This is a genomic window from Streptomyces sp. NPDC057428 (assembly GCF_042803195.1).
Taxonomy (GTDB): domain Bacteria; phylum Actinomycetota; class Actinomycetes; order Streptomycetales; family Streptomycetaceae; genus Streptomyces.
Window position 1 is genome coordinate 19,424 of the sequence record NZ_JBHVCT010000074.1, and the last position, 11,987, is coordinate 31,410.

The following is an 11,987-nucleotide window of genomic DNA, read 5'->3' on the forward strand; positions in this document are numbered from 1 at the left end:
TTACGACCGTGTTTCGCGCCCTGCTCCCGGTTCGCGCACCGGTTGCTCCCTCCGGGGGTCCCTGGCGGTGCGCCGGGTCTTCCATCGGCATGCCGCCCCGGCCGGCGACCGTGGATCGGCCGGTCAGGGCGGCGCCGCGGCTTGGAATGCGGGCGTGCCGCGGGAGGCGGGTGAGATACGCCACGCGGGCGCGCCGCGAGCGCTCCGGAGCAGGCCCCCGGCCGCACCCGCCCGGGGCCGCGGGGGAGCAGCCGGGCCAGGCCGCTCAGCCGGGCAGGACGGTCCCCTCGGGGAGCCGTACGCCGAAGTCCTCGGCCAGGACGCGCAGCACCTCGGCCGGGCCGCTCAGCTCCCGCTCCTCGACCGTGCCGTCGTCGGCGGTCTCCACGAGCGTCCGCCCGGACAGGGCCAGGTGGCGGCCCGGCAGGGTGCGCTGGGCGTACACCGCCTGCCGGAACGGCGAGCGCGGGTTCGTCGCGACGTGCCAGTTGATGACGTCGTAGTCCGGGGTCTCGAACGGCTCCAGAGTGAACTCGTACTGCGGTTCCCAGTAGCCGCCCTTGTCGGTCTGCAGCTCCCACATCTCCAGCGGACCTTCGTGCGGGGCGTGGACCAGCCGGTGGCGGCGCGGGGTGTCGAGCAGTTCGGCGTCCTCCACGAGGGGGATCGGTTCCAGCAGTGCCCCGTCCGCGCCGAAGCCGACGTCGGCGATGAAGGGGGTGGACCCGTCCTCCGTCTCCACCTTCATCAGCATGTGCGTTCGGGGCCTGACGTCACCGGGGGCCGCGCCCAGGACCACCCGCGCCGTCAGCAGCGTCACCCGGAATCCGAGCTGGGTCAGGACGGCGGCGAGCAGCGTGTTGTGCTCGTAGCAGTATCCGCCGCGTTCGCTGCGGACGAGCTTCCTCTCCAGGTCCGGGAGCGTGAGCGAGGGGGCGCTGCCGAGGAGGGGTTCCAGATTCTCGAACGGGATGCCCAGCATGTGGGCGCGGTGCACGGACCGCAGCACCTCCACTGTGGGGCGGCGCTCCCCGGACCAGCCGATGCGGGCGAAGTAGGCGTCGAGGTCGAGTGTCATGCCCCGAGCCTACGCAGACACCTCAGAGGTTCCTCAAGTCCGATGACGGCACAAGAGATACGGGGAACACGGCTCGCGTGTGCCATGCGGCGGGCGCCGGCCCTCGTCCGGGCGGGACGCAGCACCTCCCGGACGCCGTGTACGCCCGGCTCAGGTGGCCCGACCGGGGCGCACCTCGGCCCGCCGGGAACAAGCCGACGGGCCGAGGTGGCTCAGGCGTGTAGGAGCCGCGGTTCGTTTCCCTGCACGGGTAGCGTCACACCGCCCACTTGGAGCAGTTGGAAGCGCTGGCCCACGCGTGGCTGCTGATGCTGTTGTTCGCGGAGGCGCCGTTGTTGTACTTGTCGTCGGACAGGTTGGACGCCCAGCCCTCGGACCTGCTGAGGCAGATGTGTCCACCGCTGTAGCCGGTGCCGTTGTAGAACTTGACCTCGTAGCTGTTGCCGTTGTTCAGGATCGACGAGGCCTTGTTGGTGTCGCCGCCCTGGAAGCTCAGCGCGGAGTCGCCCCAGTTGGAGTCGTCGCCAGACGCGTGCCCGAGGTGGCCGATGCAGTTGGTGCTGTCATAGGCGTACATGTAGCCGGAGAGCGCGCCGGCCATGGCGTCCGAGCAGTCCGCCGCCTGGGCGGAGGTCGCGGGGACGAGGGCGCCGAGGGATGCCACGGCGACGGTCGTGAGGGCAGCGAAAGCCTTACGCATGAGGTGGTGCTCCTTCATGTGTCGGTGTAAATTCATCCGCGACCGCTGTGCCGCGGAAACCTGTGAGTCACTCGCCGGTGAGATCTCGGGCTCGGGAGAGTGCGGCCAGCCCCATGCGCTGGTAGGCGGCATTCTCCTTGGCATACTTTTTCAACAGGGTGGACCGGAATTCCCGCTCGAGTCGGCGCGCGGTTTTTCCGAGATTCGTCCTGACGGCACACGTGGCCTCGGTCACCGCCAATTCGACCTCGCGAGCCTGGGCCTCGCGCGAGCTCATTCCCGCGGTGTTCGCTGCGCGCTTCTCGCGGATCTCATCCGGGGAGGCGAATGGGCGACCGGCTTCCTCCATGCAGCGCGACCAGGCGCCGACCGTCTTTTTCATCCGCTCGTCCGCGAGGATTTTCGGGACGTAGAGCGGGGTGAGGCTCGTGACGGTCTTCTTTGCCTTGAACCAGGCCTCGAGGTCTCCGTAGAGGCGGGCCCGGGCTCCGGCCCAGCAGCCTGACCGGGGAGTCTCGATGGCGCCACCGGCCGGCAGGTCCACGCTCAGTACGTCGTTGTAGTCGCCGTTGAGGGCCGTGTTGTAACGGATGCGGTCCTTCCTCGGGAGTGCGTTGGGGAACCGGACGTTGGGGTGCTCGCTGCGCTCCTTCTCGGCCGCCTCGTCGAAGGGCCGGCCGTAGCCGCACTTCTTCGCCCACGCGACGTCGTCGATCACGTAGCGTCCCGCTTTGCGAGCGTCGACGCCCGCTACTGGTCCCACCCAGTACGAGAATCCCTTGTTCTCCATGCACTCCTTGACGAGTGCGTACTCGGCGTACTCGATTTCGATCTCCTCGGGGATGGTCAGGTCCCGGAGCTCTCTGTCCGAAATTGCGACCGTGTCCCTCTTCGGTGGTGCTTCCGAGTTCGCCGTGGCCGCCGGTCCGGCGCTACAACCCGCAGTGAGGCAGGCAGCCGCCATGACGGCTACGGATAAGGGGAATTTCCGCCTCACGTGATGCGCTCCCTACGGTTGACGCGGCGTCCGAGCCGCCTTTGATGAGCCTCCGGCCCCGCCCATGGACCTTAGGGGCATCGAGGGATTCGGAATGTGTCATCTGTGCAGAGGGTTTTGTCAGTTGTGCACCGCATCGAGGTGGCGCCGCGGCGGCGAGATCCGGCACCGTGTGTGGCCGTCGAAGCAGTTGCACGGCCTGCAGGGCCTTCGACACACTGACGTAAGGAACCGACGCGTCGAGGGGGAGCGTTGTGCGGCAACGGGCTGAAGTACTGCCAGGCCGGCTCTGTGATCGGAACGGACGGAGGTCTGTCGCATGAGCCCGGTCCTGGACACGGCGTACGTTCCGTCGCGGGACCGGGAGGAAGTGGTCCGGAACGCGGTGTGGGAATCCGTGGTGGCGGTCGACATCGACCACCGTCCGCGGGCTGAGGACATCTCCGTCCGCATAGGACTCGGCGCCGTGGGGCCCCTCCGGATCTGTTCGGCGCGGGCGACTGCGGTCACGATCCGTCGGACGGAGCGGCTGGCCCGGGAGGACGAGGAGCCGGCCGTCTTCCTCGGCCTTCAGGTGTCGGGCACCAGCCTGGTGGCGCAGAACGGCCGGGAGTGCGTGCTGCGGCCGGGGGAACTCGCTGTCTACGAATCGATCGCTCCCTACACGCTCCTCTTCGACGAGGGCGTCGACCACCACTTTTTGCGTTTCCCGCGTGCTGCACTCGCGCTCCCCGACCGGTTGCTACGGGACAGCACCACGGTCGCCCTGGGAGCCGGCAACCCTGTTGCGCGCCTCGCCTTCACCTACTTCTCACAACTGGCCCTCAGCGACGATCTGCACCAGGGCGCGCAGGCCGACTCCGTCGTAGAACCCAGCGTCGAACTGCTCCACGCCGTTCTGACCACGCAGCGTGGCAACTCCAGTTTGGCCAGAGCACCGTTGGAGGCGAGCCTCAGCCTGCGGGTCACTCATTTCATCCAGGAGCATCTGGCTGACCCCGATCTGTCAGCGGCACGGATTGCCGCCGCACACGGCATCTCCGTACGTCATCTCTACGCTGTGCTGTCCCGGTCGGGAATCAGCCTCGGAGACTGGATTCGCACCCGTCGCCTGGCCGAATGCAGGCGGGAGCTGGCCGGCCCGGATGGGCGGCTGCGGACCATCGCGGCGGTAGGACGACGTTGGGGCTTCGTGGACGCGACCCACTTCAGCAAGGTGTTCAAACGGACTTATGGAGTCTCGCCTCGGGCCTGGCGCGAGAGGAACCACGCCCGCTCCCGCACGTGAGGGTGCCCGCGCGGTCGCGTTTCGCTTGACCGGCTGTGGAGGGTCCGGCCGCTCTCACTCCTTGGTTGCGCCCCCCGCGCCCCGCACCGCCCTGCCGGCCAGTACGGAGGTCCGCTTCCCGTCCTGGACGACGAAGTGCCCGTCGATGAGGACGTGCGGGACGCCCACGGGAAGAGTGCGCGGCTCCTCGAAGGTCGACCCGGCCGCGACCGTGGCCGGGTCGAAGAGGACGAGGTCCGCGCGGTAGCCCTCGCGGACGTACCCCCGGTCCGGCAGGCGCAGGCGGGCGGCCGGCCTCGACGTCAGGTGCGCGACGCACTCCTCCAGCGAGAGGATGCCCAGCTCCCTGACGTACCGGCCGAGATACTGGGGGAACGTGCCGTAGGCGCGGGGGTGGGGCTTGTCACCCTGGAGGATGCCGTCGCTGCCGCCGGTGTGGACCCGGTGCCGCATGATCTGGCGCACGTTCTCCTCGTGCCCGACGTGCTGGAGGATCGTGGTGCCGAGCCGGTCCTCGACGAGCAGCCGGCGGGCCGTCACCCACGCCTCCTCGCCCCGCAGGCGTGCCGACTCGGCCACCGTGCGGCCGACGTAGGCGGACAGGTCCGGGTTGCCGACGCCGGAGATCTCTATCGTGTCCCACTCGATCGGGACCCCGTGGCAGCCGTCGGAGCCCACGGCCTCCATGTGGTGGCGGATCCGCCCCGCCGTCTCCTCGTCCGCGAGCCGGATCATGACCGACCCGGGCCCGCCCTCGCCCGCCCAGCTGGGCAGCATCGCGACGAGCGTCGTACATCCCGGGGTGTACGGGTAGGTGTCCAGGGAGATGTCCGCGCCCCCGGCGAGCGCGTCGTCCAGGAGCGCCAGCAGATCGGGGGCCCTGCCTTCGTTCACACCGAAGTTCATGGTGGCGTGCGCGAGATGGAGGGCGCAGCCCGCGTCCCGGGTGAGCCGCACCATCTCCTCGTACGCCTGGAGGGCCCCGGCGCCGTACGAGCGGTGGTGCGGGCAGTAGTAGCCACCGTGCGCGGCCACCACCCGGCACAGCTCGGTGAGTTCGGTGTCCTTCGCGTACATCCCGGGGGTGTACGTCAGGCCCGAGGACATCCCGACCGCGCCCTCGGTCATGCCCTGGGCGACGAGCTCCTTCATCCGCGCCAGCTCGGCGTCCGTGGCCGGCCTGTCGTCCCAGCCGACCGCGAGCATCCGCACCGTGCCCTGCGGGATCAGGTAGGCGGCGTTGACGGCGATGCCCTGCCCGCCGAAGTTGCGGTCGAGACGGTCCAGGTAGCCGCCGACGGTGCGCCAGTCGAAGTCGATGTCACCGCCGTCGCCGTTCCACCCGGCGATCGTTCGGCGCACCTCGGCCAGGGTGCGGTCGTCCGCGGGGGCGTACGACAGGCCGTCCTGGCCGATCACTTCGAGGGTGACGCCCTGGGCCGCCTTCGCACTGTGGTCCGGGTCGCGCAGGAGTGCGAGGTCGCTGTGCGCGTGCATGTCGATGAAGCCCGGCGACAGCGCGAGGCCGTCGGCGTCCAGGGTGCGGGCGGCGGCCGGGCGTTGCCCGTCGCCCTCCCTGCGGATCTCGGAGATCCGCCCGTCCGTGATGCCCACGTCGGCGCGGTATGAGGGCGCGCCGGTGCCGTCGACGACGGTGGTGTCGCGGATGACCAGGTCCATCGGGATGTCGCCTTTCGGGAGGGGAGCGGCTCCGCCGGGATCAGAAGAAGGTGCGGATGTAGTCGGTGACGGTGCCGTCCGCCTCGACCAGCGGGATGAGCTGCCACTTGTCGAAGGACGTGCAGGGGTGCGAGAGGCCCATCCCGACCCAGTCGCCGACCTCCAGCCCGGTGTCCGCGTCCGTCCGTACCCAGCCGTGCTGGTCGGAGAGCCCGGTCACGGTCACCCCCGTGGCGGGCCGCACCGAGCCGTCGCGCGCGGAGCGGATGACCTGCGCCTCGGGCAGGTCCAGGTCGTAGGCGGCGTCGCGCTTGCCCGCGTTGACGAAGGCCTGCTCGGGCGTGGGGCGGGAGACGACCTGCGCCCACAGCCGGAAGGCGGGCCGCAGCGCACCCTCCTCGGGGATCCGGTTGAAGGGGGTGAGGTGGCGGTAGTGGCCGTCGTCGTGACTGACGTACGCACCCGAGCGCAGCAGCCTGAGCACCGGCCTGGACAGTGCGGGTACACCGGCGAAGACGTCGGCCACCGCGTCGAACCACGCGCTGCCGCCGGCGCTGACCAGGATCTCCTCGTCGTCCGCGAGCGCCCGGAAGCGCCCGGCGGTGTCGAAGTCCGCGGCCAGGGCGACGAGCCGGCCGAGCCAGGCACGCACGCGCTCGGGGGAGGCGTCCGGCACCTCGCCCTCGTACCCGGCCACGCCCACCAGCCGCAGGGTGGGCGCCGCCGCCACGGCGTCGGCCACCTCCGCGCAGTCCGCCTCCGTGCGGGCGCCGGTACGGGCTGTCTCGCCCGCACCCAGCTCCACCACCACGTCGACCGGGCGTACCGCGCCCGCCCCGCGCAGGGCCTCGTCCATCAGCTCGACGCCGCGCACGGAGTCGACATAGCAGGCGAAGGTGAAGCCGGGGTCGGCGTCCAGCTCTCCGGCCAGCCAGCGCAGTGCCACCGCGTCGACGAGCTCGTTGGCCAGGAAGATCCGCCGGATGCCGTGGGCCCGGTAGACCCGCACCTGGTGGGGGACGGCGGCCGTGATGCCCCAGGCGCCGTGCTCCAACTGGCGGGCGAACAGCTGCGGGGACATCGACGTCTTGCCGTGCGGCGCGAAGGCCAGCCCGTGCCGCTCGGTGTACGTCTCCAGGAGCGCGAGGTTGGCCTCGACCGACTCCGCGGACAGGGCCAGCACGGGGGTGGTGAAGCCGCCGGTGAAGAGGTTGCGGCGCTCGGCCGCGAGGGCGCCGACTGTCAGCCCCTCCGCGTCGGGCGGCAACGCCTTGAAACGGTGGTCGACCACCTCGCCGGCGAGTGCCGTCACGGACTGTTCAGCGCGCTGCTGGGCGGCCAAGGGATCCTCCTCGGAGACATGCTCGTTGCATTGTCTGCAACGGCCATTGCGCATATCGCTTGACGCTGTCTAACATCCTGGCCGACGCCGGGTCAATGGTGAGCACCGGCGTCCACGGCCGACCACGAGGAGCCCTGAGTGTCCGGACACGCAGCCAGGACAGCCGCTGCGGACGTCGTCTGCCTCGGCGAGTCCATGGTGACGTTCCTGCCCTCGCAGCCGGGCCGCCTCGCCGACGTCCCCGCCTTCGGCCGGGGGATCGGAGGAGCCGAGTCCAACGTCGCCTGCGCGCTCGCCGCATCCGGCCACCGGGCGAAATGGGTCGGACGCGTCGGAGCCGACGGCTTCGGCGACCACCTCGTCGAGGCGATCGCCGCCTACGGCGTCGACACCAGCGCCGTGCGCCGCGATCCGGACCGCCCCACCGGCATCTACTTCCGCACCGCGACGGACCGGGCCACCGACACCCACGAGGTGGCGTACTACCGGGCCGGCTCGGCCGCCTCCGCGATGTCCCCGCACAACGTGCCGTACGAGGACCTCCTCTCCGGACGCGTCCTGCACCTGTCCGGCGTCACCGCCGCGCTCTCCGCCGACTGCCTGGACCTCCTGACCGACCTGACCGCCCCCCGCGACGGCCGGCCGCTCGTCTCCTTCGACGTCAACCACCGGCCCGGCCTGTGGCGCGGCAGGCAGGCGGGCCCGCAGGTGCTGCTCGGCATCGCCCGCCGCTGCGACCTCGTCTTCGTCGGTGAGGACGAGGCGGAGGAGGCATGGGGTGTCTCCGGGGCCGAAGCGATCCGTGCCGCTCTTCCCGAGCCCGAGGTCCTGGTCGTCAAGCGGAGCGCGGACGGTGTCACGGTGTTCTCACGGACGGACGGCGGACCCGAGGGGAGCACGCCGGCCGGTGACACCGTCACCGTCGTCCCCTCCCTGCGGGTCGACGTCGTCGCCGCCGTCGGTGCGGGCGACGCCTTCGCCGCCGGATTCCTCTCCGCCACCCTGCGCGGGCTGCCCGTACGGGAACGGGCCCGGCACGGCCACCTCATGGCCGCCGCGGTCCTCACCGTCCCCGGCGACCTCACCGGCCCCCCGGCCCGCGCACACGCCGACCGGCTCGCCGCCCTGGACGACGACGCCTGGGGGACACTTCGTCTCGGCCCCGGCTGGACAGCAGCCGAAGGGGCGAACGAGGAGGTACGAGTCACATGAGCCAGACCGTCGACCGCGCGCTGAGCATCCTGCCGCTGCTCGCCCAAGGCCCCGCTGACCTCGGCCAGGTCGCCGAGCGGCTAGGGGTCCACAAGTCCACGGCACTGCGCCTGCTCCGCACGCTCCACGAGCACGGACTCGTCTACCGCCAGGACGACCAGCGCTACCGTCTCGGCGCCCGTCTCTTCGCCCTCGCGCAGGAAGCCGTCGAGAACCTCGACGTGCGGGAGATCGCCCACAGCCACCTCGTCGCGCTCAACGAGCAGTGCGGGCACACCGTCCACCTCGCGGTGTACGAGGAGGGCGAGGTCCTCTACATCGACAAGGTGGAGAGCCGCTACCCCGTGCGGATGTACTCGCGGATCGGCAAGCCCGTCGCGATCACCGTCGCCGCGGTCGCCAAGCTGCTTCTCGCCGACCTCACCGAGCCCGAGCGGCGCGCGATCGCCGAACGCCTCGACTACCCCATGTACACATCCCGTTCGGTCCCGAACGCCGGTGCCTTCCTCAAGGAACTCGCCGTCGTACGCGAACAGGGATGGGCCACCGATCTCGGCGGCCACGAGGAGTCCATCAACTGCGTCGGCGCCCCCGTCCGGGGTGCGGACGGCCGGGTCGTGGCCGCCATGTCGGTGTCCGCGCCGAACGTGGTCGTCACGGCCGAGGAACTCCTCACCCTTCTCCCGCTGGTGCGCCGTACCGCGGAATCCATCAGCCGGGAGTACTCCGGCGCCACCCCCACCGAGAAAGCCTGAACCACCATGACCGAGAAGACCGCCCTCACCCCCAGCACCCACACCACGCCGCCCGCGAAGTTCTCGCACGGTGTGAAGAAGGGGAACATCCTCCAGGTCGCCGGTCAGGTCGGCTTCCTGCCCGCCGTGGAGGGCCAGGCCCCCACCCCGGCCGGCCCGACGCTGCGCGAGCAGACCCTGCAGACCTTCGCCAACGTCAAGGCGATCCTGGAGGAGGGCGGTGCGAGCTGGGACGACGTGATGATGATGCGCGTGTACCTCACGGACGTCGACCACTTCACCGAGATGAACGCGATCTACAACGCCTACTTCGAGGAGCAGGGCCTCAAGGCTCCCGCCTCCGCACGCACGACGGTGTACGTCGGCCTGCCCAAGGGGCTGCTCATCGAGATCGACGCCCTCGCCGTCCTGGGCTGATCACCCCGTCCGCCGGCCACTCTCCGAACGGCGGACCTCCGATCCACCGCACCACGCAGCACGGCCCGGCGCCCCGTCACTCCCGTACGGGAACGCCGTGCCGCGCTCCCCCCTGCCCCGAAGGACCCCGTCCCCAACGGAGTTGACCGCTCATGATGCTCGCCGCCGCACCCGCCCCCGAGGCGCCACCCCACACCGGTGGACTGCTCCTCCTGATCGGGGGCACCCCCGGTCTGCTGACCGTCGCCGCGCTCGGGATCGCGCTCCTGCTCCTCCTGATCATCAAGGTCCGGCTTCAGCCGTTCGTCGCGCTGCTCGCCGTGTCCATAGCCGTCGGCCTCGGTGCCGGTCTCTCCGTCACCGAACTCTTCGGCACGGTCCAGAAGTCCGCCGCCGTCTCGGTCATCGAGTCCGGCATGGGCGGCATCCTCGGGCACGTCGCGATCATCATCGGGCTCGGCACGATGCTCGGCGCCATCCTCGAGGTCTCCGGCGGGGCGGAAGTCCTGAGCAGCCGCCTGCTGAACCTCTTCGGGGAGAAGCGCGCCCCGCTCGCCATGGGGCTCACCGGCCTCATCTTCGGCATCCCGGTCTTCTTCGACGTCGGCATCTTCGTCCTCGCACCGATCGTCTACGCCGCCGCGAAGCGCTCCGGAAAGTCGATCATCCTATACGCGATGCCGCTGCTGGCCGGACTCTCCATCCCTGATCTTGCGTGGGTATCCCCGGCTTCAGCCGGGGAGGGAAACGCATCCCGAGACCGGAGGCGCGCAGCGCCGGAGCTCTTTGCGCTTCCGTTTTGACGTTCAGAGGGGGCGTTTCTGCTCTTCGATGTACTGGGTGGGTCACGGTCAGGGGTGGGTTACCGCTGGAACCCGTGAAGTAGAAGTAGGTGCGGGAGCAGAAGGCGGATTCCGTGCCGTTTTGGTTGACCGGTCGGTGTGCTCAGCCCGTAGGTAGCGGGGAGGTGACGTGCTGGTGCAGGCCTTGTGCATGATCTGTTCGTGGCGTTCGAGCGTGGCGTCATCGAGGACGTCACGCCGGTATTTGGTTACGAACACCAAGTGTGTGTGCAGGGTGTGGATGACATGTCGGCCGGTGTGATTATCGGGATTTTGTTCCCGGTGTGGTGATATACACCGAGCGTTGTAGGGTCGGTGGAGCCAGAGGCGGAAGGGGGGGTGGGCCGGATGATTCGTGCGTACAAGTTCCTTATGCGGCCCACCGTGGGCCAGCGGGTTGCCCTGGGTGAGATGCTCCGTGATCACTGTTCGCTCTACAACGGGGCGTTGCAGGAACGCCGTGACGCCTACCGGCACGTCTCGAAGACGTCCGTGAAGTACGGGCAGCAGTCGGCGCAGCTCAAGGAGATCCGGGCGTTCGACCCGGAGCGTCAGGGCCGTTGGTCGTTCTCCTCGCAGCAGGCCACGCTCCGCCGACTCGAGAGGGCGTTCACTGCGTTCTTCCGCCGGGTCAGGTCCGGGGACGCACCCGGCTATCCCCGGTTCAGGGGTGTGAGCTGGTTCGGCACGGTGGATTTCCCGAAGGACGGTGACGGCTGCCGCTGGGACGCCACTCCCCATGACCCGGTCACCCGTGTCCGTCTCCAGGGCGTCGGGCACGTCAAGGTTCATCAGCACCGCCGGGTCGTCGGCAGGGTCAAGACGGTCGGCGTCAAGCGCGAAGGTGCGAAGTGGTTCGTCGTGCTGACCGCCGAGCAGGACCGGCCCGAACCGCTCCCCGGAACCGGCTCGGCCGTCGGCATCGACCTGGGCATCGCGTACTTCCTCGCCGATTCCGACGGCGGCTTCGTGCCCAATCCGCGCCACGGTCGCCGCAATGCCGCCCGGCTCGAAGCCGCGTAGCAGGCCCTCGCACGCTTCCCGCGCGTCCGGCGTGACAAGCGCACCGCGAACCACCGCCGTGCGGTCGGCAGAGTTGCCGAGCTGCATGGCAAGGTCCGCCGTCAGCGCCTCGACCACGCCCACAAGACCGCGCTCGCCCTGGTCCGCGAGCACGATGTCATCGCGCACGAGAACCTGACGATCCGCAGCATGGTCAGGGCCGTCGCGCCGAAGCCCGATCCCGAGCGGCCAGGCGGCTACCTGCCCAACGGGGCTGCCGCAAAGACCGGACTCAACCGCTCGATCTCGGATGCCGGATGGGGGGTGTTCCTGAAGATCCTCGCGAGCAAGGCTGAAAGCGCCGGCCGGGAAGTGATCGCCGTGGACCCCCGCAACACCTCCCGGATGTGCCCCGAATGCGGGCATACCGCCAAGGAGAACCGGCCCACACAGGCAAAGTTCCACTGCGTCGCCTGCGGCCACCTGGCGCACGCCGACACAGTGGGAGCCACCAACGTTCTACGGGCCGGGCTGGTCCGTCTCCACGCCGACCAGGTATAGAGAGAAGCCCCCTCCTTCAGGACTCCGTTGGGAAATCCGCAAAGCGACACCCCCGGGCGATGGGGGGGCTGGCATGATCGTCCTGTCCGTCAGTGGGAGGGTGGGGCTGGATG

9 protein-coding genes and 3 pseudogenes are annotated in these 11,987 nt (G+C 69.9%); 6 read left to right on the plus strand and 6 right to left on the minus strand.

Features of this window, described 5'->3' with window-relative positions:
• Positions 1-265 precede the first annotated feature (265 nt).
• The 3 genes from ACFU5K_RS24205 to ACFU5K_RS24215 all read right to left on the minus strand — a co-directional run bounded on the left by ACFU5K_RS24205 (position 266) and on the right by ACFU5K_RS24215 (position 2,742).
• On the minus strand, positions 266-1,078 hold the full coding sequence (locus ACFU5K_RS24205; protein WP_384065184.1) for an arylamine N-acetyltransferase: 813 nt from the start codon (positions 1,076-1,078) through the stop codon (positions 266-268).
• 256 nt (positions 1,079-1,334) lie between these two features.
• Complete coding sequence (locus ACFU5K_RS24210) at positions 1,335-1,778, minus strand: peptidase inhibitor family I36 protein (protein ID WP_384065186.1); 444 nt, start codon at positions 1,776-1,778, stop codon at positions 1,335-1,337.
• A 67-nt stretch (positions 1,779-1,845) separates the two neighbouring features.
• Positions 1,846-2,742 carry a hypothetical protein gene (locus ACFU5K_RS24215; RefSeq protein ID WP_384065188.1) on the minus strand — a complete coding sequence of 299 codons (897 nt, stop codon included), beginning with the start codon at positions 2,740-2,742 and terminating at the stop codon, positions 1,846-1,848.
• A gap of 352 nt (positions 2,743-3,094) precedes the next feature.
• Here ACFU5K_RS24215 and ACFU5K_RS24220 point away from each other — a divergent pair, with 352 nt between their 5' ends.
• On the plus strand, positions 3,095-4,063 hold the full coding sequence (locus ACFU5K_RS24220) for a helix-turn-helix domain-containing protein (protein ID WP_384065190.1): 969 nt from the start codon (positions 3,095-3,097) through the stop codon (positions 4,061-4,063).
• 54 nt (positions 4,064-4,117) lie between these two features.
• On the opposite strand, the gene ACFU5K_RS24225 is transcribed toward ACFU5K_RS24220, so the two are convergent.
• Positions 4,118-5,743, minus strand: coding sequence for an amidohydrolase family protein (locus ACFU5K_RS24225; RefSeq protein WP_384065192.1), 1,626 nt, complete (start codon positions 5,741-5,743; stop codon positions 4,118-4,120).
• Positions 5,744-5,783: 40 nt separating this feature from the next.
• Positions 5,784-7,085 (minus strand): amino acid deaminase, encoded by a 1,302-nt coding sequence (locus ACFU5K_RS24230; protein WP_384065194.1) that lies wholly within the window; start codon positions 7,083-7,085, stop codon positions 5,784-5,786.
• 138 nt (positions 7,086-7,223) lie between these two features.
• Here ACFU5K_RS24230 and ACFU5K_RS24235 point away from each other — a divergent pair, with 138 nt between their 5' ends.
• From ACFU5K_RS24235 to ACFU5K_RS24250, 4 genes and pseudogenes are all read left to right on the plus strand, one after another.
• Positions 7,224-8,297 (plus strand): sugar kinase, encoded by a 1,074-nt coding sequence (locus ACFU5K_RS24235; protein ID WP_384065196.1) that lies wholly within the window; start codon positions 7,224-7,226, stop codon positions 8,295-8,297.
• Positions 8,294-9,052 (plus strand): IclR family transcriptional regulator, encoded by a 759-nt coding sequence (locus ACFU5K_RS24240; protein ID WP_384065197.1) that lies wholly within the window; start codon positions 8,294-8,296, stop codon positions 9,050-9,052. Before ACFU5K_RS24235 ends, ACFU5K_RS24240 begins: the two co-directional genes overlap by 4 nt.
• Positions 9,053-9,058: 6 nt before the next feature.
• Positions 9,059-9,469, plus strand: coding sequence for a RidA family protein (locus ACFU5K_RS24245; RefSeq protein WP_384065199.1), 411 nt, complete (start codon positions 9,059-9,061; stop codon positions 9,467-9,469).
• A 152-nt stretch (positions 9,470-9,621) separates the two neighbouring features.
• Positions 9,622-10,224, plus strand: a pseudogene (locus ACFU5K_RS24250) (GntP family permease); the annotation flags it as partial.
• Between the two features lie 225 nt (positions 10,225-10,449).
• Here ACFU5K_RS24250 and ACFU5K_RS24255 read toward each other — a convergent pair.
• A pseudogene (locus ACFU5K_RS24255) lies at positions 10,450-10,605 on the minus strand (transposase); the annotation flags it as partial.
• A gap of 54 nt (positions 10,606-10,659) precedes the next feature.
• Between ACFU5K_RS24255 and ACFU5K_RS24260 the strand changes: the two are divergent.
• Positions 10,660-11,874 (plus strand): annotated as a pseudogene (locus tag ACFU5K_RS24260) (RNA-guided endonuclease InsQ/TnpB family protein).
• Positions 11,875-11,987: the final 113 nt, after the last annotated feature.